Source organism: Roseovarius sp. 217, from assembly GCF_000152845.1.
GTDB lineage: Bacteria > Pseudomonadota > Alphaproteobacteria > Rhodobacterales > Rhodobacteraceae > Roseovarius.
The window spans coordinates 209,229-228,374 of sequence record NZ_CH902585.1 but is presented as its reverse complement, the minus strand read 5'-3'; the positions used below and the strand labels follow the sequence as shown (position 1 = coordinate 228,374).

The following is a 19,146-nucleotide window of genomic DNA, read 5'->3' as shown; positions in this document are numbered from 1 at the left end:
TAGACCGACCCCACATCAAGGATCATGGTCTCGATCGCAGGGCGGCCCGATGGGGCCCGCGGCGGAGACAGGCGTGGTGAATCAAGAGGGACGACCTCAGAGCGTGCGACACCGTCGCTTTGCTCGGGTTGGGGTCTTGCAAAGTCGAGAACGCTACTGGTCAGTCGACCAATACGGTCTGGAGCATCGAGATCGATAACGGATTGTGCATGAGTGGAAGGGCCTGAAAGCCCCCAGAGAACGAGGCTAGCCGCTGGTAGGATACCTTGTCGTCTCAAACTCCCACGTGCCTCTCTCACCTTCTCGGAGAGGGCAGCTGAATACCTTTGCGTCGAGCTCCAGGCAGAAGCTCATGAGCCCTGCTGCGGTCTTGAAGACGCGTGGTTTCAGATCCCGGTTGGTCACATAGACCGACCGGTGCACACCGCCTTGACCGTCATTGGAGCAGACGAAAACCGTCCAGCCACCCCTATGCGTATTGCCGCCCTTTTCCGGGGCTTCAACGCATTCCACCTCGATCCATGCCCCACCCTCGATCGCCTCTTGCATGTGCGATGTTAGGATCACGGGGTATTTTGTTCCTGCCATTTTGCCTCCGAAGGAAAGAAGTTCCTACGGAAGTAACCTGCTTTTGCACCGCTTCAAACAGTGCATGTCACAAGATATGCGGCGACGTAGCGGAAAACACTTTACGAGGTCAATAGATATCTTTTGATTGATTACGATATTTTTTCGGTGATAGGTCGAGCACACGATTCGCCCCCAGATTGTCGGGAGACCACCAGATGTCGCGGTTATCGGTATTTACCATACTGAGCCTACTTGCCATCTCGGCACGTGCCGAGACGCTGGCGATGGACTGCATGTTGCCGTTGCGGCCGGAGCTGGCGACCACGCCTGCGCTCCTGAACGAGTACGGCGACGACATCAGAGCCGAGTTCAACGCCTACTTCGATGAGGCACAAACCTATCTGAATTGCCTTGCGGCGGCATCAGCTTCCGCGCAGGCCGAAGTCCGTCTTGTGCTTGACGCTTACCAGGAGATGTTCCAATGAAACGACGCGCAAAATATGTCAGTAATTATGACACAATTAACATAAGTCTTATTATGCGACAATGGCTTAGCAGCGGGTGAATTCACAAATGAAGTGCAATTTCTTTAACAAGGTATTGAATTGCATGGAGTTAATTTATGGGACGCTGCTACCCTCACCTGAACCTCGACGAACGGCGTAATCTGGCCAAATGGCTTGAAGCGAAGATATCAATCAAAGAGATCGCTGATCGGTTGTGCAGAGATGCATCGACAATCTACCGCGAGATCAAGCGCAACTCGTGCCGTTTCGACGATCAACCTGAGTTGAACGGCTATCATGCGTTGGCCGCGCAGGATCGGAGCGAAGATCGCCGTGCGGTGCATCGCAAGCTGATCTTATATCCCGAGATCATGGCTGCCGTGCGGTGTGGTTTTGACGCCGGATGGTCCCCTGAACAAATTGCAGGACGTATGCGCCTGGAACGCCATCCGATGCGTGTGAGCCACGAGACGATCTATCGATATGCCTATTCAAAAGCCGGCCGTGCTGAGAAGTTCTACCGCCACTTACCCATGCATCGCCATCGCCGCAGGCCACGTGGAACTCGGAGGCATCATGGGCGTCATATCCTTGATGAATTGGCCATCGCGCACCGCCCTGAAGCGATAGCCGAACGTGACCAGTTCGGTCACTGGGAGTGCGACCTGGTGATGTTCCGCAAGGAGTTTGGCAAAGCCAATGTGACGTCTCTGGTCGAGCGTGTCAGCCGGTTTGCTCTCGTTTTGAAGAACCCGGATCGCCAGTCAAAACCGGTGATGGAGAGCCTGATCGCCAACCTGTCTCCCCTGCCAGCTGAAGCGCGTCGCAGCATCACCTTTGATCGCGGCACTGAGTTCAGCGCATGGCAGCATCTAAAGGATGGTCTGGGCGTCGAACCATGGTTCTGCGATCCTCAGTCGCCGTGGCAAAAAGGAACGGTCGAGAACACCAACAATCGCCTGCGCCGCTACCTGTCCCGCAAGGCTGATCCCACGGCGTTCACAGATCGATATTTGAGGTCAATCTGTGACCGCCTCAACGCGACCCCACGCAAGTGTCTGGGGTATCAAACACCGGCTGAGGTATTCCGGGCAAAACTGATGGAAGGAGGGCCATGATCCAGATAAAATGACCCCACAGAAATTGCGCTTCAGCGTGAGTTCACAGCGGCGGCCTGTCATGAGGTGGCTCCTCTCAACCGCCGCGATGATCGCGATGGGCCTCGCGCCGCTCGAGCCCGACCCCGCGGCCGCACAGGGTTACCAGATCGATTGCGCGATTCTCTTGTGCCTCGCAGGCGGCTGGCCTGCGTCGGTTCCATGTGCCCGGGCGCGCGCGGAGTTCATCCGCCGGATCACACCCTGGCCGGTCGAGCCACCTTTGCAAATCTGGCGCTGCCCGATGCATGCGGTGCTTGAAACGCCGGACGCAGTCGAGCGCCTTTACAGGCTGGCGGGGTTCGATCCGGGACCAGAAGCCTCTCCGGTACCCCGGACGGAAACCCTCCATCTCGCGCAAGCCGTCGGGCGCGGGGCTGATATCGATGTCAGCGGGTCCGCCTTTGCCTTCATCCGCTCGATTGATGTTTTTGATACCCAACTGTCCCAAGGCGTGGTCGGCGAAGGCGAGCATTGTCGTCGCACGGCCCTGATCCGGCATGGATCATACGACAGCACGGGGCAGTTTCGATGGCGTATTGCGTCCCCGGACGAGTTGCCGCCAGCTTTCCAGGGCGACGAGGGTTTTGGGGCCACCTGTCCGAGCATCCGGGCCCGTGCCGTCTTTGTCGATTGGGAAGATCACGAGGGCACCTACGGATCTGAGCAGGTCAATTACTGACCCTTACCCCTGACAGAAGGACTCGACACCCGAAAAAGAGAAACCCCCGCAAGGCGGCAACCATGCGAGGGGCTCAAAGAACAACGGAATTGACGTTCCGATAGGTCAAAACAAACTGTGACCCCGCTCTAGCAGCCCCGACAGCCAAGGCAACAAAAAAACGTATCTCTTGCTGGGATGCGATTGCCCTGTTGCGGCCTTGTCCCACCCTGACAAGGACAAGATATTGACCCTGACCCTGATCCAAACCCACCCCGCCCTGCCGGACGGCTGGACCAAAGGCGCTGTCATGGCGCTACTTTCAGAAGTTGCCCCGCATATCGGTCTGCGCCCGGCGCGCCTCGCGGTGTTGAATTATTTTATCGGACGCACCTGCGCATCCGATTGGACGTCCCCGCATCGAGAGCCGGTGTTCTTTGGCGCGCAAGACCTCGCAGCGGTCGAGCTCGGCAAGACACCGCGCCAGTTGCGAACGGATGAGGCCGCGCTGGCCAGGCTCGGCCTGATCGTGAAACGCGTCGCGGCGAATGGGGCCCGCTATGGGCGCGCTGGCCTAGGCTTGATACTGACTCCGCTGATCGCGCGACTGGATGAGTTCATCGGCCTTCGCGATCGGCTCCGCGCGGAACGCAGGTATTTGCGCGCTTTGAAGGACCTTCGGTCCCTTCGTTTGCGGCACATGAAACGGTGCATCGCTGCCCTGCCCTCCTCGGCTATCAAAGATCCCGAGGTTGCAGAGATCCTCGTCAGTTTCGAGGAATGGCCACGCAGCGATGCGTTAAGCCGTCTTGGTCTGGACCGGCTTACCGCCCACCTGCAGGCGAGTTCCGATCTATGCAACAGCATCGATGATTGGTTTGAAAAACATGGGCTTTCTTCCGGCGAACCAGCGGAAAACTTCCGGCCCTTTATACAGAGCACCAAAGAAGACTCTCAAAATGTAGAAGAGCCGTCTGCTGTGGATAATTCCGCAAAATACGAGGAAAATGAAAAGTTTGAAACGCAGCCATCGCCTTCCTGTTCCCAACCATCCACTCTGACGCCCGAGAACCTCTACGAGATTGCAGGTGACGGACTTCGCATGATGCTTGACGCCAGCCGGGAGCAGAACCGGCCCATCAGGGAGCGCCACATCATCGAAGCTGCCTGGCAGTTATTGCCAATGCTCGATATCCATCTTTCAGTCTGGTTCGAGGGCCAGAATGCCCTTGGAGATCACGGATTGGCGCTCTGTGTGCTTCTCGTCAATGCTGGGCGCGATCATCCCACATACCCCGTGCGCAATCCGGGCGGATTGATGCGAGAGATGATCCGGCGGGGCAAGGCCGGAAGGTTAAACATCAATGCCGGTCTTTTATCTCTGAAACAGCGCCGCATGGATGTGTTCTTGGCAAAATAAACTGACTGGCTCGGCGTCCTCCCGAAGGACATCGGTATGTTATTCCTGCTCCGAAGGACCAACTCGCAAGAGTCTGCATTGGAAACTTCTAACCTTCGGGGGTTCACAAATCGGTTGCTCGACCTGCGACTTAACGTTCATCCAAGCGAGACAAGAGCAGCGTCCGGATTTGGTTTCGCAGAGCCGCCGAGATTCCTGCACTTTGCTATTTGCTACATCTTAAGTCTTCCTGAAGACGAGATCATCGCGCTGGATGATGTGGCTTGATATGACTGGGCGATCCAGAGACTTGTCAGCCTGGGTTTTTGACGATACCCAAGAGGGACGCAGGGGAGTCCCGACCAAGGGACTGAGAGGCGGCTGAGAGCGATTGCTCAGTGTCGCGACCCTTTGAACCTGACCCAGTTGATACTGGCGTAGGAAGCTAGGACACGTGGTTTCGCCGAAATGGGGCGTATCCTGTGGTCTGAACCGGGGGGCACACCCATGCCCTCATGCCTCTTAGCCACGCTCATCTGGTCTCTTTGCAGAACGTGACTCGAGGAGCACCAACATGAACGTCCCCACCCAAGACATCACCCCAAGCGTGACCACCGGCCCTCTGCCTGCCTCACGGAAAATCTATGTGAATGGCCAGTTGCACCCCGAAATCGCGGTGCCCATGCGCGAAATCTCGACCCATCCAACCGCAGGCGAGGCCCCGCTTGCGGTCTATGACAGCTCTGGTGCCTATACCGATCCGGACCTCACCACCGACATTCGCCAAGGCCTGCCGCCGCTCCGCCGCTCGTGGATCATGGCGCGCGGGGATGTGGAGGAGTACGAGGGCCGTCACGTCAAGCCCGAGGACAATGGCTTTGTCACGGGCGAGAGGCTGGTGCCGGAATTCCCGGTGAAATCCCGCCCGCTGCGCGGCAAACCGGGGGCGGCCCCCACCCAACTGGCCTATGCCCGCGCAGGCCTCATCACGCCCGAGATGGAATTCGTGGCCCTCCGCGAAAACCAGCTGCGCGAATTGACACCCTGCCACCGCGACGGCAACGATTGGGGGGCCAATATCCCCGATTACGTGACCCCCGAATTCGTCCGCCAAGAGATCGCGGCGGGTCGCGCCATCATCCCGGCCAATATCAACCACCCGGAATTGGAACCGATGATCATCGGCCGCAATTTTCTGGTCAAGATCAACGCCAATATGGGCACCTCCGCCGTCACCTCTTCGATGGAAGAAGAGGTGGACAAGCTGGTCTGGGCAATCCGCTGGGGCGCGGATACGGTGATGGACCTCTCGACAGGGCGCAATATCCACAACACCCGAGACTGGATCATCCGCAATTCCCCCGTGCCCATCGGCACCGTGCCGATCTATCAGGCCTTGGAAAAGGTGAATGGCATTGCCGAAGACCTGACATGGGAGGTGTTCCGCGACACGCTGATCGAACAGGCCGAGCAGGGCGTGGATTACTTTACCATCCACGCAGGCGTGCGTTTACACATGGTGCCGATGACCGTGGATCGGGTGACGGGGATCGTATCGCGCGGCGGCTCGATCATGGCCAAATGGTGCCTGCATCATCACCGTGAGTCGTTCCTTTATGAGCATTTCGAGGACATCTGCGACATCTGCCGCCAGTATGACGTGAGCTTTTCACTGGGCGACGGGCTGCGGCCCGGCTCTATCGCCGATGCCAATGACGCCGCGCAATTCGCAGAGTTGGAGACACTGGGGGAACTGACCCAGATTGCATGGGCCAAGGGTTGCCAAGTGATGATCGAGGGGCCGGGCCATGTCGCCATGCACAAGATCAAGGAGAACATGGACAAGCAGCTTGAGTGTTGCCACGAGGCCCCGTTCTACACGCTCGGGCCGCTCACCACTGATATTGCGCCCGGCTATGACCACATCACCAGCGGCATTGGGGCGGCGATGATCGGCTGGTTCGGCTGTGCGATGCTCTGCTATGTCACGCCCAAGGAACATCTCGGCCTGCCCGACCGCGACGACGTGAAAACCGGCGTCATCACCTACAAGATCGCGGCCCATGCCGCCGACCTCGCCAAAGGGTTGCCCGGTGCCCAACGCCGTGACGATGCGCTTAGTCGGGCGCGGTTTGAATTTCGGTGGGAAGATCAGTTCAACCTGTCGCTTGATCCTGAAACCGCGCGCGATTTCCATGATCAGACCTTGCCCAAAGAGGCGCATAAGGTGGCGCATTTCTGTTCGATGTGCGGGCCAAAGTTCTGTTCCATGCGGATCAGCCACGATATCCGCGCGGAGGCGCAGAAAGAGGGTATGGCGGCGATGGCGGAAAAATTCCGCGAGGCCGGCGATCTCTACGTGCCCTTGGATGAATGAACGTATCCTCAACCTCTTGCAGGCATAGGACCATCTAGAAGAAACTGCGCCGCAACAAGCTTGCTGCGGCGCAGTGCTGTTATTGCTTGACTGTCAACGTGGTGACGCGCGGCATGCCATCGTCACCCATCACAAGGGTCATGACAACTTTGTCGCCAACGGAAATTCCAAGCATCACCTCGGCTTCTTTCGCAAATGGCATTTCCATTGTCATTTGAGGTCAGTCGATCTCGGAGATTGGAGCATGGCTGACGTTCACGCTATCCTCGTTGATGCTGTTTACCGTCGCGTCAACGAGCATGGCTTCTTCGGCAGAAGCCTTGTCCATGGTCATTGTACCATGATTCATCCCTTCCATTTTGCTCATTTGGGCTATGGCCATTGGTGTGCTCAGGATCACGGTCACGATAGTCAGTAGAATCTTGCGCATTGGGTTCTCCTTCTTGTTACGCCAATCGGTGTCGGACGATCATTCGCCAGGCACTGCGGAAGTTGCGAAATCAGTGGGTTCTTGGCGTTCGTTAACCAATTCGCGGTTAACGCGCACCAACGCGAGACGTTTCCAGATCACATAGATTGCGGGGATTACCAAGAGTGTCAGCAGGGTTGCCGTCGCCATGCCTCCGATCATCGGGGCGGCAATGCGCTGCATGATCTCGGAGCCGGTCCCGTGGCCATACATGATCGGCACAAGCCCGGCGAAGATCGTGGCCACGGTCATCACCTTGGGTCGCACCCTCAACAAGGCTCCTTCAAAAACAACTTCCTCGACATCCTGCGATGTCAGAGGACGCCCCTGATCCCGAGCGAGTGCACGGCGTTTCTCCCATGCCAGATTAAGGTAGAGCAGCATCACGATGGCCGTCTCGACTGCGACACCGGCCAAAGCAATAAAGCCCACCAGAACCGCAACGGAAATATCAAAGGCCAGATACCAGATCAACCAGACACCTCCGGCCAAAGCCACCGGCAAGGCCGCGAGTATGATTGCAACCTCTGTCACGCGCGAGAACGCCATGAACAACATCAGCGTGATGATCAATAGCGTCGCAGGCGCCACGAGGGTTAGTCGATCCTGCATCCGCTGGATAAACTCGTACTGCCCAGCCCAAGTAATGGAATATCCCGGTGGCAGGGTGACGGTTTCAGCCACAACTTGGCGGGCCTCGTCGACATAGCCGCCCAGATCACGTCCGACGATGTCGATGAAGACAAATCCCGTGCGCCGTGCATTTTCCGACCGGATCATTCCGGGTCCATCCACCACGGAGATATCGGCCATCGCCCCAAGTGGCACATGCGCGCCCGAAGGCGTCACAACCGGCAGATCACGCAGCTTTTCCGGGCTGTCGCGCCAGTCCTGCGGATAACGCAGGTTGATCGGGAACCGTTCCAATCCCTCGACGCTTTCGGAAACGTTCAGACCTCCGATTGCGGATTGCACCACATCCTGAATCTCACGCACGCTCATCATGTAACGGGCAGCGACATCTCGATTGACGTTAATCTCGACAAAACGCCCGCCGATAGGACGCTCGGCAAAGGCGGATGCCGTGCCATCGATACCGGCAACGGCCTTTTCGACTTCGACGCCAATCTGTTCAATCACCGAAAGGTCAGCACCAGAAATCTTGACCCCGACCGGGGTCTTGATGCCGGTGGCCAGCATGTCGATGCGGTTCTTGATCGGTTGGATCCAGACATTGGTCACTCCTGGAACTTGAACGATGCGATCCAGCTCGTCGCGAATACGCTCCATTGTCATGCCCTCTCGCCACTCGGCTTCGGGTTTGAGCTGAATTGTGGTCTCGACCATCGTCAGGGGGGCCGGGTCCGTAGCCGTATCGGCGCGCCCCAGTTTGCCATGCACTGTTTGTACTTCAGGAAGGGAGGCAATCAGCCGATCCGTTTGCTGCAAGACTTCGCGCGCCTTGCCGATGGACACACCAGGATAGAGCGACGGCATGTATAGAAGATCGCCTTCATTTAGCTCTGGCATGAATTCGGTCCCCAGCCGTTGCAGAGGCCAGGCCATGGACAGAACCAGCGCGATCGCAAGCACCGATGTCGCCCAGGGCCAGGCCACGGCCGCATCCAGAAAAGGCCGGTAGATCCAGATCACCAACCTGTTCAATGGATTCTTTTGTTCCGGCAGAATCCGCCCGCGCACGAAATACCCCATCAGCACCGGCACCAATGTGATCGAAAGGATCGCAGCGGCCGCCATGGCATAGGTCTTGGTGAAAGCCAATGGCTTGAACAAACGCCCTTCCTGGCTCTCAAGGACGAAGACAGGCAGGAAACTGACCGCGATGATGGCCAGGGAAAAGAAAAGCGCCGGACCCACCTCGGATGAGCATTCGGCTACGATTCGCCAACGGTTTTCCTTGGTCAGAGCCTCTTTTTCGATCCGTCGATGCATTGCTTCGATCATCACGATGGCCGCGTCGACCATCGCCCCGATGGCAATCGCAATGCCGCCGAGCGACATGATGTTGGCGTTGACACCTTGCAGCTTCATGATGACGAAAGCCGCGAAGATGCCCAGGGGCAGCGAGAGAACGATTACCAGTGAGGATCGCAGATGCAGCAGAAAGACGCCGCAGACGAGAATCACGACGATGAATTCCTCGGTCAGCTTATCCTTCAGGGTTTCAATCGCCCGCTCAATAACCCCGGCACGATTGTAGGTCGTGACAATTTCCACGCCCTCGGGCAGGCTGCCGCGCAATTCTTCGATCCGTGCCTCTACAGCATTGATCGTTGCCAGCGCATTCCCGCCCCATCGCAGGATGACCACGCCGCCAACAGCATCGCCCTCGCCGCCGAACTCGCCAACCCCGCGGCGCATTTCTGGCCCGAGCCGGATTTCGGCGACATCGCCCAGAGTGACTGCCGCGCCGCGCGCGTTGACCATCAGCGGCGCGGCAGCCAGATCAGCCAACTCATCCACATAGCCGGTAGAGCGCACCATGTACTCCGCTTCACCCATCTCGATGACACTGCCCCCGGTTTCCCGGTTTGCGGCTTCGATTGCTGCGCGAATGCGTGACAGCGAGAGATCGTAGGCGCGCAGCTTGTTGGGATCGACGACGACCTGATATTGTTTGACCATGCCACCGATGGTGGCCACTTCGGATACACCCGGAACCGTTTGCAACTCGAATTTCAGAAACCAGTCCTGTAGCGTTCTCAACTGTGCGAGATCATGGCCCCCGGTCCGGTCGATCAGCGCATATTGATAAATCCAGCCGACGCCCGTTGCATCCGGCCCCAATTCGGGGGCAACACCTTCGGGCAGGTCGGATGTGATCTGGGCCAAATATTCGAGAACACGGCTTCGCGCCCAATAGAGGTCGGTGCCGTCCTCGAACACGATATAGACGAAACTGTCGCCAAAGAAGGAAAAGCCACGCACATCGGTTGCCCCCGGTACGGCGAGCATAGCCGTGGTGATGGGAAAGGTTACCTGGTCCTCAACCACCTGCGGGGCCTGCCCCGGAAAAGGGGTCTTGATGATGACCTGTACATCGGACAGATCGGGTATCGCATCAACCGGGGTGGAACGGATGGACCAGACTCCGACCACCGCCAACATTCCGGCGAGCACGAGCACCAAAAGCCGATTGGTGATCGATGCCCTGATGATCGACGGAATCATTGCAACAACTCCGGCGCGGGTGTGACCCCGACAAGGGTCAGCGACAGGTTGGGATTGCGCGCAAAAAGCAGCCCAGTTTCCCTGCCAACCGGCAAACTGTCAGTTTCGAGGTTTGGCGCGATGGCAAAGTCCATCGTCATCCCCGGCATACCGATATCGTGGATCGGGCCGTGGGTGATATTGGCACGATCGGCATATGCATCTATTCTATTGATCGTCCCCAACACCTGTACAGGTGGTTGTGCAGGTTCGGCAGCGGTCAAGACCATGGTCATTCCGTCGGTACGAACGAATGTCAGTAAAAGGTCGGTGTTGAGGACAAGCGTTGCCGGATCAAGCGTATCGGCAAGGTCAAACGCCATTGTCATGGTCGGCATGCCCGTCTCCGGTATCGGCCCATGCGAAACGGTAGCTGTCCGTTCCCCTGCGCTGATCTCTTCTATGCGACCAGGGACAGTAATCGGCGGTGTCGGCTCGGATGCGGAAGCCGTCGGCGCGGTCGCGCCCTGCTCCTTTGTGCCCGTTTCGGCGCCCGTTGCGCGAACATCGACGATGACAAAGTTGCCATCTTCATCCTTCGCAAGATCGAACTCGATCCTTTCACCCAAGGGCACCGTTGCCGGGTCAGGCCCGACGAGCGGTATATCCATCTGCATGGCGGGCCAGCCAATATCAGGGATTGCGTCATGACGCATGACGAGCTTGCCATCGGGTGTTACAGCCTCGACCAAACCCGTCGCGGTAGCCGCAATCCCGTCATCCGCCCCAAGATCAATCAGGCCAAGCCGACCATCCGCCCCACGCGCAATGCGAAACGCCACCTGCTGCCCGATATTGACGCGATCAATCGCAATATCCGCCCTAACCGGGAATTGTGAGGTCATCGCCGGCCAATCAACGCTTTCCAACGCATCGTGGCGAATGGTCGCCATGCGTGTGTCCGGTTCAAGCGCAACCAGCGTGCCCTGTCCCTGCGCAGGGGCTGCGTCGGTTGGGGCCATGCGCGTCAGCCCTGCGGAAAGTGAACTTTCGCTGTCGATCAGAAATTGGGCAGACGCCACAACTTCTTCGCCGGGGGATAATCCCTGCAAGACTTCTGTCCGTCCACCTTCGCCGAAGGCATCGCGCAGGCCTGTTGTGATGAGCCTTGGTTTGAACGTGCCCTCTCCGGTCCTGAGAATGACCCTCTCCGCCCGCCCCGTTTGAATGATCGCCTCACTTGGAATCGTCACTGCCTCGCGCGTCTGCTCCGGGACGAGGGCGAGAGTGCCGAACATATTCGGCCTGAGCAGCCCTTCGCGATTGTCGAATCGCAACCGCACCGGCAGCGTTCGTGTGCGGGCATCAAGCTCCGGAAAAATATAGTCAATCCGCCCCTCGAAACGCCGGCCCGGCAGGTGTGCGAATTCGGCAACGGCTGTCATGTTTTCGGACAGCCTCCCGATATCACGCTCGAAGACATCGGCGATCAGCCAGACCTGCGACAGATCGGTGAGCGACATCGCTCGCGTGTTGGGTTGCAGGAACATCCCGTCCGCCGCCTCCAGCGAAATCACAACGCCGTTTTGCGGTGCGTAGACACGCAGGTTGCGAGCTGACCTGCCAGAGCTGGCGATTTCGTCAATCTGCCGATCCGACATGCCTTGACTGCGCAGGCTGCTGCGCGCCAGTTCGACAATTCTCTTATCGCCCGCTTCGATGGCCCGGATCAAATCCGCACTGGAAGACCCGATCGCAGGTGAAAACATCTCGAAAAGAACGTCGCCCTCAGCGACCTGATCGCCCACGGCGCGCACATTGAGTGTCTCGACCCAGCCCTCGACGCGCGTATGGACATGGCTTGTCAGGTGGTCGTCGTAACTAACGTAACCCACGGTATCAATCCGTTCTGAGACAGCCTCCATCCTAGCAATCGCCGTGCGGACACCGATCGCGTTGATCTCGGATGCAGATAGCTGCACCTCGGCAGGATCACCGGACGGCTCCTGACCCGCGTAGACGGGGACAAGATCCATGCCCATGGGAGATTTGCCCGGCCCGTCCCGGCGATAGTTCGCGTCCATCGGCGCGACCCAGTACAAGACGTCCGGCCCGGTGGTCTTTGTCCCCACTGCAGGGTTCAGCAAATATCGTTCGCCAGCAATTCCGGCCAAAGTGCTTGCACCTATGACCAGTATGCCCAACGCGGTAAAGCGTCCTCGCATCACATTCTCCGTTCGGGCGTGTCATCGCCCGCATCCTCGATCTGAAGAATCGGACATGCGTGCAAACGCCCTGCCCGGGTTCAATTTGGGATCAGAGATGTTTTGGAGGTCTGTCTTTAGAGCCCGGCTTGAAGTCGACAAAGATTGCTTGGCCGCTCTTGTCGAAATTCAATGTTGAGAGATGCCGCCATGCTTGCAGGAGCACCGGCTCCTCACGCGTGATCAGACAACAGGAAAACGACACGCAGTCTTTCATTGAATCACTGGGCGCCGATGGAATGTCGGTTGGTTCGGCGTGTTGTTTGTGCGTTACCTGCGCACTGTGGCCGAAGTGATTAAATGGATCAAACTCTTCCATCGTTTGCATCGTTGCAGAACCGGCAGGATAAGAACTTGCCATGACCGGGTACATGGTGTTTAGCAACAGCCACGCAATGGTCATGAGCAGAAGCCCAGAGACCTTCAGATTGCTGTAACGCGTGTTTCGACTTTTTCTCATCACAATCGGTAACTAAGGGGCTGTGGATTAGATGCAAGTCACAATGTCGTAACATGGCCTTTTGTCCGTTACCTGTGTCCAAAGCACTGACGCAAGTAACACTTTTACAGGTTTGAGTGCTCCGTTTTTCGCACCTGAACCTTCAGGATTATTTCATTTTCTCAACCGTCGAGATAACGTCACCCGATCTTCCCCAGCACCGGGAATGCATCTAGCAACCAGTAAGAGAGCGCGCCCAACTGTCCAGTGATTATAGCCAAACCCATCAGGACCATCACCACGCCCGCAATCTGATGCAGACGGCGGCCCAGACGTCCGGCCCCTCTTAAACGGCCCGTCAGACGATCGGTGAAGGCGGCGACGATCAGGAACGGGATGCCAAGCCCGGCGGAGTAGATCGCGAGCTGTGTCACGCCCTGTCCAATCGTTGCACGTGTCGCGCTCGCCGTCAGGATCGCGCCAAGGATCGGACCGATGCAGAGGGTCCAGCCAAAGCCGAAGGCGAGCCCAAGCACGTAAGAGCCCGTGGGGCGTCCTCCCGGCAGGTCGAGGTGAAAACGGACATCCCGCTCCATCGCCTGAATACGTGCCGCCCCCAGCATGAACAGGACAAACAGGATGATGATGCCGCCGCCCAGAATGTTGAGCTCATACCGCCAGCGCAGCAGCGATTGCCCGACGGCGGTTGCCGAGGCCCCGAGGATCATGAAGATCGTGGAAAACCCCAGCACGAACCAAAGACTGAGCCAGACGACCTGCCCGCGGCCCGGGGCCACCGCGCCGCCCACCGAGCCCCCGGCGATGTAGGAGACATAGCCTGGCACAAGTGGGAGCACGCATGGTGAGACAATGGATATAGCCCCGGCCAGAAGGGCCGCAGTCATGCCGATGAGTGAGAGGTCAGCCATGCGAAGTCTCCAGCGCTCTCTGTCGCCATGGCCACCAACCAAGAGCATAGGAATAGGCCGCAGTCGGAATGACCACCCATTGCAGAATTGGACTCAGTCCTGCGTCGATCACGGGAATGACCGGCATGAGGTCGCGGTAAGCCCAGGCCTCACGGATCTCGATGTTCAGCCATTCGCTGAAGATCGTGTAGCCAACACCGAAGATCAGCGCAGCAAGCAGAACACGGGGCGCATGCGTCTTCGGCCACGTGGGTCGACCGAACAGCAGGAGCGGCAGAAAAAAGGCGCTGAGCGTGATCAGGATATCGCCACCGGTGCAGTGAACCGCCGCAAAGACGATTTCCCCCGGCGTTCCGGTTAACCAGATCGTGTAGAGCGGCATATGCGCGAATTCCCAGATAAGGTGCGCGATAGCCGAGAAGACGAAATACCGGCGCAGCGCGCCCAGCCAATCGCGCGAATCCGCGACATGTGTAAACGGGACAGCTCTCATTGGAAGGCTCCGAAGATACGCTCGAAGCGGCCCGGTTCGGGCGGCGGCGTGTTGGTCAGTTCGTTGATATACAGGATCAGGTTCACATGAGAAAAATCCGCGCCGTGGAAAATCGCGGCGGGACGCCCGCCACGATCGATGACATGGATCATCGGGGCGTCAGTGTCGCGTTCCGACAAGGCGGCAAAATCATCTGCTGCTTCAAGGATACCGCCCTCGATAGAAATCGGGTGCCAGTTCGTGCTGTCCCAGCCCTCTGCCGCGGGGCCCACCGTGAGGAAGGTGACCATCTCGCGCATCGGTGTGACATTCACCCCTGTCTGCACCTCACGCAACAGCACCTGTTGGCTCTCGCAGGGAGCGCCACAAACCTCAGGCGCGAAACTGACCACGATGATCCGGTCCTGAAGGGCGTCCAACCGAAAGGCTCCGCCATCGGCATCGGTCCCCCGCAGGTGCGGCGTGCGCCGCAGGTCAGTGGCCTCGAACGCGGGTTCCTGCGCGGCCATCACCTCGTCGACCCGCTCGCCTGGATGATGCGCGCCAGCCGGAACCGGCGACAGGGCAAGCCCGAGACAGACAGGGATATGTTTCATTCTGCATTCTCCGGCCCGGTTGCGGTCACGCTCAGAACCGGCACCTTGACCGTGATATCCCCTGCGTTCTCGAAACTCAGCGTCAGCGGAAAGGTGCTGCCCTCCTCCAGCTTGCCGGTCAGCCCCATCAGCATCAGGTGCATCCCGCCGGGGGCGAAGGTGACGGGGGTGCCGGAGACTAGATCGAGCGCCTCAATATGGTTCATGCGGGAGACACCATTGGCATCCGTTACAGTGTCATGCAGCATCACATGGCCCGCCGCCGGCGTTTCGAGCGCCGTGAGCCGGTCCGCGATATCGCTTTCAAGCGTCAGGTAGGCGGCGCCGGGGCGGCTGGCCAGGATGCTGGCGCGGGCCCACGGGTCTGTGACACTCACATCGGCGGCAGCGAGAGTCGGGAGGGCCGCGCAGACAACGGCGAGAGCAATGGTTTTCACGAGGATGATCCTGTCGTTTGAAGGAGAGTCGATAGATTATTGGCGAAGCTCTCGGCGGGCGCATCGCCCTCCAGCCAGACATCGACGAAGCGCCCGTCGGGGGCCAAAACGTAGATGTATCCGGAATGGGCCATGGTGTAACCGTCGGGCGCAGCTTCGTCTTCGGTGCGCTCGTACCAGACGCGGAAATTGCGCGCGGCTTCGGCGACCTGCCCCTCAGTTCCGATCAGACCGACCATGCGTGGATGGAGCGCCTCGACATAGGCGGCCATGACGTCCCTCGTGTCGCGGGCCGGGTCCACGGTGATGAAGATCGGTGTCACCTGTGCGGCCTTAGGTCCTAACTCATCCATCACCTGCGCCATATACGCCAGCGTCGTCGGGCAGATATCCGGGCAATGGGTGAAGCCGAAGAACACCAGCTGCCACTGACCGTCGAAGCTGTCGGCCGTCACCGACCGTCCGGTATGATCGATCAGGGTATAGGCATTGCTGATCGCTGCCTCGCCGGTGACGCGGGTGCCGGGCAGAGCCGCTGGGGTCGTCCGTGCTTGCCAGAGGACGGCTGCCCCGAGGGCGACGGCGGCAACGCCGGTCAGCGCCCAAAGACCGCGACGGATACGTCGCAAGCCATCGGCATTAGAAGTCTGGTCCATGTGATCGGGCCCTTTAATTAGGTGGAGTTGCCCGGGTCGCGATTGCGGCCCGGGCAGCGTTCGGTCAACCGCCCTGCGGCGCGGGGTCTGCGCCGGTCCCACTGGGTGGCAGGTCATGCTCGGGGCTGTGATGGGCCATTTGTTGCATCATCTCGGTGCAGGCCTCCATCATCGGGCCCATCTGCTGCATCGTCTGCATCATGCCCATCATGTTCTGCATGCCGGACATATCCCCGCTCATCATGCCGCCGCCTTGCATCATCTGCCCGCCCATCGGCGCGGGCGCCGTGTCGTCCTGCGCAAAGGCCATCGGGGCGGCGATAAGAGCTACGAACGTGGCAGCGAAGCTCAGTGTCGTGGTCGTTTTCATGGTCATCTCCTTGGGTTGTGTTGAAAGATCAGTCCCTCGTCGTGTCCGGCATATCGGCCGGGGTTTTCGCTGCGTCACAGCCCTTGCTTTTGCACATGACGCAGTATCCGGTGGCGCATATCACAGCGCAGGGGGCGACGCTCAGGATCAGGGGGGCCACACCGATCGCGGCAAGCCAGCCCCAGTTGAGCCAGAGGCCCGCGCCGACGGCGATCATCGCCGCGATCACGGTCTGGCGGCGGCTCAGAGGCCAGCGGGCGGGCGCGGCCTGACGGCGACGAACAAGAGGTATATTAGTCATGATGGGTCTTATCCTTTTGCTATGGTTGTCTCGAAGAACGTGATGTTGCCTGGACTGTCCCAGTCAGCCGGGCCGGAAAGGCGGCCTAACTCGTACCCTTGCCGGTCGATCAGGATCGTTGTCGGCAGGCCGATGACGGCAAAGGCCAGCATCGCGCGGATGTCCTCTGCAAGGTACATATCCAGATGCCGGATACCGATTTCGTCGTAGAAGCGGCGCACTGACCCCAGGCCCGCCCGATCGATCGACAGCGGCAGGACATGGAAATCGTCACCACCAAGCCGCGCCTGAAGTGCATCGAGTGTCGGCATTTCCTCCCGGCAAGGCGCGCACCAGGTGGCCCAGATATTGAGCAACACAACGCGGCCTTGGAAATCAGCCAAGGTGAGGTCACGCCCGATGCCATCCACGAAGGGCGGCGAGAGCATCTCGCGCGGGGTCTTGTGCAGCGGCATCACGGGGCGTGCGGCAGCGGGTGTCGCAGCAAAAGCCAGCGCACCGGTCAGCAGGTCGCGGCGTCTCATGTTCCACCAATTCCCTGCAACCGGCGGACAACGGGCAGGATGTCTTTCTCCAGCGCGCGGCGGTCGAATGCGCCGACATGCTTGTAGGCGATCCGTCCTTCTCCATCGATCACGAAGGTTTCCGGCAGGCCGTAGACGCCCCAATCGATGGAGGCACGTCCGTTCCGGTCGGCCCCGATCCGGGTATAGGGATCGCCAAGCTCATCCAGAAAGGCTAGCGCAGCACCGGGTGGATCGCCGTGATTGATGCCGTAGATGGGAACCGAACCAGTGGCCGCCAGTTCGACCAGAAGGGGCATCTCGACCCTGCAAGGCACGCGCCATGACGCCCAGACACTGACGATGGACACCTCACCCGCCAAGTTGGTGGTGGCCAACCCGTCGGCGCGCCCCTCGATTGGTGGCAGGTCGAATTCCGGCACCGGCTTGCCGATCAGCGTCGAGGGCGGCCGATCGTCCTTGTTCCAGAGCCCCCAGGAAAAGGCGGTGCCAAGCCCGATGAAAATCGCTACGGGCAACACCATCAGCAGGGAAACCCGGCGCCTCTTTTGCTCTGTTGCGACAGTCATGATCCGCCCTCGTCATTGGCGGTCACCTCGGCCTGAAACCCACGTTCTCGCTCGGGCCAGGTGCTCTTTATGAAGGCCAGAACGGCTTTGATCTCGTCGTCGGACAGGGTCCCCTCGAAGCCCGGCATGTCGCTTTCGTAGCCGGGTACGATCGCGCTGACACCCAGCCTGGTGATGGTGAACAGCTGGCGGTCGGCGTGGTGCCAGGTATGGCCGTTCGCATCATGCGGCGGGGCGGGCATTCGTCCGGTGTCCTTGCGCCGCTTCCAGTCGGGTTCACCCTCCAGCTTGGCCCCATGGCAGACGGCGCAATTGGCGGCATACACCTCCTGCCCAAGCGCGACCTGTTCGGCCGTCACCGGCGCGCCGAGAAAGGTTAGCCCCTCGGGAACGGTCGTCGCATCGTCGGCGATCACCCAGGCCGCCGAGCCGAGCGCCACAACGAGACCCGCCGCGTAATGACCGAGGCGGGTCATGCAGGCTGCCGAAGATATTTGACCAGCGCCGCCGCCGCGAAGACCAGCACCGCGACAAACAGCAGCATGATCAGGCTTCCGCCCATCATCATGCCCATCATCTGGCCCATGCAATCGTCCGCAAAGCCCGTTCCGGGGCCGTCTAAAGTTCCGTTCATGTCGAACTCCATATGTGTTTGAGAATTTCACGGACCACGAGGCAGATTGCGCCCGCAGCCAGTATGGGGCCGAGGATCACCGCGAGGTTCGCGACGGCGGCCTCCAACGTATCGACGAACATGTCCGCGCGCTCATTCATCGGAATAAACGGCGACGCCGTCAGGCCAGAAAGAATAGGTGCGCAGGGTTCCGGTTTTCGCGGGTGCCATCCCCGGCGCGTTACCGGGCATGCCCGGCAGGGTGATGCCAGTGATGTCGGGACGTTCGTCCAGCAACCGCTCGATGATCTCGGACGGCACGAGGCCGCTGACCACATAGCCATCGATCATGGCGAGGTGGCAGCCGATGCCCCGCTCGGGCACGCCCATCTCGATCGACCTTTGGTCGAAATCGCGGTCGTCGATCACATTGACCGCAAAGCCCTCGGCACGCAGATATTCGGCATAGGCGTCGCAGCAACCGCAGCCGGGATCGCGCCAGATCGTCACCGGCTCGGCACTTTGTGCGGCGGCGGATGCGACAAGGGTCGGGCGGGTATCGCTGTCGGTCGCGACATAGGCGGCTGTAGCGGCACCGGCGATCCCCAGGGTGATGGCAATTATCTTTTTCATGATCGGCATTCC

At 59.4% G+C, this 19,146-nt stretch carries 24 protein-coding genes and 1 riboswitch; of the genes, 5 read left to right on the top strand and 19 right to left on the bottom strand.

Features of this window, described 5'->3' with window-relative positions:
- Nucleotides 1-246 precede the first annotated feature (246 nt).
- Nucleotides 247-588 carry a hypothetical protein gene (locus ROS217_RS20940; protein WP_009819929.1) on the bottom strand — a complete coding sequence of 114 codons (342 nt, stop codon included), beginning with the start codon at nucleotides 586-588 and terminating at the stop codon, nucleotides 247-249.
- Between the two features lie 197 nt (nucleotides 589-785).
- Here ROS217_RS20940 and ROS217_RS20935 point away from each other — a divergent pair, with 197 nt between their 5' ends.
- From ROS217_RS20935 to thiC, 5 genes are all read left to right on the top strand, one after another.
- Nucleotides 786-1,055 carry a hypothetical protein gene (locus ROS217_RS20935; RefSeq protein ID WP_040651979.1) on the top strand — a complete coding sequence of 90 codons (270 nt, stop codon included), beginning with the start codon at nucleotides 786-788 and terminating at the stop codon, nucleotides 1,053-1,055.
- Between the two features lie 137 nt (nucleotides 1,056-1,192).
- The gene (locus ROS217_RS20930) at nucleotides 1,193-2,194 is read left to right on the top strand and encodes an IS30-like element ISRssp4 family transposase (protein WP_009817807.1); all 1,002 of its coding nucleotides are present in this window, start codon (nucleotides 1,193-1,195) and stop codon (nucleotides 2,192-2,194) included.
- A 61-nt stretch (nucleotides 2,195-2,255) separates the two neighbouring features.
- Complete coding sequence (locus ROS217_RS20925; RefSeq protein WP_009819832.1) at nucleotides 2,256-2,915, top strand: hypothetical protein; 660 nt, start codon at nucleotides 2,256-2,258, stop codon at nucleotides 2,913-2,915.
- 226 nt (nucleotides 2,916-3,141) lie between these two features.
- Nucleotides 3,142-4,314 carry a replication initiation protein RepC gene (repC, locus tag ROS217_RS20920; protein WP_009819831.1) on the top strand — a complete coding sequence of 391 codons (1,173 nt, stop codon included), beginning with the start codon at nucleotides 3,142-3,144 and terminating at the stop codon, nucleotides 4,312-4,314.
- Between the two features lie 318 nt (nucleotides 4,315-4,632).
- Nucleotides 4,633-4,754: riboswitch (TPP riboswitch) on the top strand.
- Nucleotides 4,755-4,867: 113 nt separating this feature from the next.
- Nucleotides 4,868-6,670: a phosphomethylpyrimidine synthase ThiC gene (gene thiC / locus ROS217_RS20915; RefSeq protein WP_009819830.1), complete on the top strand. Its 1,803-nt coding sequence runs from the start codon at nucleotides 4,868-4,870 to the stop codon at nucleotides 6,668-6,670.
- Between the two features lie 79 nt (nucleotides 6,671-6,749).
- On the opposite strand, the gene ROS217_RS24475 is transcribed toward thiC, so the two are convergent.
- From ROS217_RS24475 to ROS217_RS20840, 18 genes are all read right to left on the bottom strand, one after another.
- Nucleotides 6,750-6,884, bottom strand: a complete 135-nt coding sequence (locus ROS217_RS24475; protein WP_009819829.1) for a copper-binding protein — start codon at nucleotides 6,882-6,884, stop codon at nucleotides 6,750-6,752.
- Between the two features lie 6 nt (nucleotides 6,885-6,890).
- On the bottom strand, nucleotides 6,891-7,100 hold the full coding sequence (locus ROS217_RS20910; RefSeq protein ID WP_009819828.1) for a hypothetical protein: 210 nt from the start codon (nucleotides 7,098-7,100) through the stop codon (nucleotides 6,891-6,893).
- A gap of 39 nt (nucleotides 7,101-7,139) precedes the next feature.
- Nucleotides 7,140-10,331, bottom strand: a complete 3,192-nt coding sequence (locus ROS217_RS20905; RefSeq protein WP_009819827.1) for an efflux RND transporter permease subunit — start codon at nucleotides 10,329-10,331, stop codon at nucleotides 7,140-7,142.
- Nucleotides 10,328-12,535: an efflux RND transporter periplasmic adaptor subunit gene (locus ROS217_RS20900; protein WP_040651974.1), complete on the bottom strand. Its 2,208-nt coding sequence runs from the start codon at nucleotides 12,533-12,535 to the stop codon at nucleotides 10,328-10,330. The genes ROS217_RS20905 and ROS217_RS20900 overlap by 4 nt, the downstream gene beginning before the upstream one ends.
- Nucleotides 12,536-12,626: 91 nt before the next feature.
- A complete protein-coding gene (locus tag ROS217_RS20895; protein ID WP_157046735.1) occupies nucleotides 12,627-12,977 on the bottom strand; it encodes a hypothetical protein in 351 nt (116 codons plus the stop codon).
- Between the two features lie 236 nt (nucleotides 12,978-13,213).
- A complete protein-coding gene (locus ROS217_RS20890; protein WP_009819824.1) occupies nucleotides 13,214-13,942 on the bottom strand; it encodes a cytochrome c biogenesis CcdA family protein in 729 nt (242 codons plus the stop codon).
- On the bottom strand, nucleotides 13,935-14,435 hold the full coding sequence (locus ROS217_RS20885; protein WP_009819823.1) for a hypothetical protein: 501 nt from the start codon (nucleotides 14,433-14,435) through the stop codon (nucleotides 13,935-13,937). The genes ROS217_RS20890 and ROS217_RS20885 overlap by 8 nt, the downstream gene beginning before the upstream one ends.
- Complete coding sequence (locus tag ROS217_RS20880) at nucleotides 14,432-15,031, bottom strand: hypothetical protein (RefSeq protein WP_009819822.1); 600 nt, start codon at nucleotides 15,029-15,031, stop codon at nucleotides 14,432-14,434. Before ROS217_RS20880 ends, ROS217_RS20885 begins: the two co-directional genes overlap by 4 nt.
- The gene (locus ROS217_RS20875) at nucleotides 15,028-15,468 is read right to left on the bottom strand and encodes a copper chaperone PCu(A)C (protein WP_009819821.1); all 441 of its coding nucleotides are present in this window, start codon (nucleotides 15,466-15,468) and stop codon (nucleotides 15,028-15,030) included. The genes ROS217_RS20880 and ROS217_RS20875 overlap by 4 nt, the downstream gene beginning before the upstream one ends.
- Entirely contained in the window at nucleotides 15,465-16,124 is a 660-nt protein-coding gene (locus ROS217_RS20870; protein WP_009819820.1) for an SCO family protein, read from the bottom strand. The genes ROS217_RS20875 and ROS217_RS20870 overlap by 4 nt, the downstream gene beginning before the upstream one ends.
- Nucleotides 16,125-16,188: 64 nt before the next feature.
- Nucleotides 16,189-16,494, bottom strand: coding sequence for a hypothetical protein (locus tag ROS217_RS20865; RefSeq protein ID WP_050766483.1), 306 nt, complete (start codon nucleotides 16,492-16,494; stop codon nucleotides 16,189-16,191).
- 28 nt (nucleotides 16,495-16,522) lie between these two features.
- Nucleotides 16,523-16,795, bottom strand: a complete 273-nt coding sequence (locus tag ROS217_RS23740) for a hypothetical protein (RefSeq protein ID WP_254656502.1) — start codon at nucleotides 16,793-16,795, stop codon at nucleotides 16,523-16,525.
- A gap of 8 nt (nucleotides 16,796-16,803) precedes the next feature.
- Entirely contained in the window at nucleotides 16,804-17,319 is a 516-nt protein-coding gene (locus tag ROS217_RS20855; RefSeq protein WP_009819817.1) for a TlpA family protein disulfide reductase, read from the bottom strand.
- Entirely contained in the window at nucleotides 17,316-17,888 is a 573-nt protein-coding gene (locus ROS217_RS20850) for a DsbE family thiol:disulfide interchange protein (protein ID WP_009819816.1), read from the bottom strand. The genes ROS217_RS20855 and ROS217_RS20850 overlap by 4 nt, the downstream gene beginning before the upstream one ends.
- Nucleotides 17,885-18,364 carry a c-type cytochrome gene (locus ROS217_RS20845; RefSeq protein ID WP_009819815.1) on the bottom strand — a complete coding sequence of 160 codons (480 nt, stop codon included), beginning with the start codon at nucleotides 18,362-18,364 and terminating at the stop codon, nucleotides 17,885-17,887. The genes ROS217_RS20850 and ROS217_RS20845 overlap by 4 nt, the downstream gene beginning before the upstream one ends.
- Nucleotides 18,361-18,522, bottom strand: coding sequence for a hypothetical protein (locus tag ROS217_RS24195; protein WP_009819814.1), 162 nt, complete (start codon nucleotides 18,520-18,522; stop codon nucleotides 18,361-18,363). The genes ROS217_RS20845 and ROS217_RS24195 overlap by 4 nt, the downstream gene beginning before the upstream one ends.
- Nucleotides 18,519-18,644: a hypothetical protein gene (locus tag ROS217_RS24925; RefSeq protein ID WP_302621688.1), complete on the bottom strand. Its 126-nt coding sequence runs from the start codon at nucleotides 18,642-18,644 to the stop codon at nucleotides 18,519-18,521. The genes ROS217_RS24195 and ROS217_RS24925 overlap by 4 nt, the downstream gene beginning before the upstream one ends.
- A 10-nt stretch (nucleotides 18,645-18,654) precedes the next feature.
- Complete coding sequence (locus ROS217_RS20840; protein ID WP_009819812.1) at nucleotides 18,655-19,143, bottom strand: DUF411 domain-containing protein; 489 nt, start codon at nucleotides 19,141-19,143, stop codon at nucleotides 18,655-18,657.
- Nucleotides 19,144-19,146 lie beyond the last annotated feature (3 nt).

Coding starts and splice junctions, on each gene's coding strand:
- ROS217_RS24475 (WP_009819829.1), bottom strand. CDS start 6,884: ATGACAATGGAAATGCCATTTGCGAAAGAAGCCGAGGTGATGCTTGGA.
- ROS217_RS23740 (WP_254656502.1), bottom strand. CDS start 16,795: ATGACTAATATACCTCTTGTTCGTCGCCGTCAGGCCGCGCCCGCCCGC.
- ROS217_RS24195 (WP_009819814.1), bottom strand. CDS start 18,522: ATGAACGGAACTTTAGACGGCCCCGGAACGGGCTTTGCGGACGATTGC.
- ROS217_RS20865 (WP_050766483.1), bottom strand. CDS start 16,494: ATGAAAACGACCACGACACTGAGCTTCGCTGCCACGTTCGTAGCTCTT.
- ROS217_RS20840 (WP_009819812.1), bottom strand. CDS start 19,143: ATGCCGATCATGAAAAAGATAATTGCCATCACCCTGGGGATCGCCGGT.
- ROS217_RS20845 (WP_009819815.1), bottom strand. CDS start 18,364: ATGACCCGCCTCGGTCATTACGCGGCGGGTCTCGTTGTGGCGCTCGGC.
- ROS217_RS20935 (WP_040651979.1), top strand. CDS start 786: ATGTCGCGGTTATCGGTATTTACCATACTGAGCCTACTTGCCATCTCG.
- ROS217_RS20895 (WP_157046735.1), bottom strand. CDS start 12,977: ATGACCATTGCGTGGCTGTTGCTAAACACCATGTACCCGGTCATGGCA.
- ROS217_RS20905 (WP_009819827.1), bottom strand. CDS start 10,331: ATGATTCCGTCGATCATCAGGGCATCGATCACCAATCGGCTTTTGGTG.
- ROS217_RS20910 (WP_009819828.1), bottom strand. CDS start 7,100: ATGCGCAAGATTCTACTGACTATCGTGACCGTGATCCTGAGCACACCA.
- ROS217_RS20880 (WP_009819822.1), bottom strand. CDS start 15,031: ATGAAACATATCCCTGTCTGTCTCGGGCTTGCCCTGTCGCCGGTTCCG.
- ROS217_RS20885 (WP_009819823.1), bottom strand. CDS start 14,435: ATGAGAGCTGTCCCGTTTACACATGTCGCGGATTCGCGCGATTGGCTG.
- thiC (WP_009819830.1), top strand. CDS start 4,868: ATGAACGTCCCCACCCAAGACATCACCCCAAGCGTGACCACCGGCCCT.
- ROS217_RS20855 (WP_009819817.1), bottom strand. CDS start 17,319: ATGAGACGCCGCGACCTGCTGACCGGTGCGCTGGCTTTTGCTGCGACA.
- ROS217_RS24925 (WP_302621688.1), bottom strand. CDS start 18,644: ATGTTCGTCGATACGTTGGAGGCCGCCGTCGCGAACCTCGCGGTGATC.
- ROS217_RS20890 (WP_009819824.1), bottom strand. CDS start 13,942: ATGGCTGACCTCTCACTCATCGGCATGACTGCGGCCCTTCTGGCCGGG.
- ROS217_RS20930 (WP_009817807.1), top strand. CDS start 1,193: ATGGGACGCTGCTACCCTCACCTGAACCTCGACGAACGGCGTAATCTG.
- ROS217_RS20850 (WP_009819816.1), bottom strand. CDS start 17,888: ATGACTGTCGCAACAGAGCAAAAGAGGCGCCGGGTTTCCCTGCTGATG.
- ROS217_RS20940 (WP_009819929.1), bottom strand. CDS start 588: ATGGCAGGAACAAAATACCCCGTGATCCTAACATCGCACATGCAAGAG.
- ROS217_RS20900 (WP_040651974.1), bottom strand. CDS start 12,535: ATGCGAGGACGCTTTACCGCGTTGGGCATACTGGTCATAGGTGCAAGC.
- ROS217_RS20870 (WP_009819820.1), bottom strand. CDS start 16,124: ATGGACCAGACTTCTAATGCCGATGGCTTGCGACGTATCCGTCGCGGT.
- ROS217_RS20925 (WP_009819832.1), top strand. CDS start 2,256: ATGAGGTGGCTCCTCTCAACCGCCGCGATGATCGCGATGGGCCTCGCG.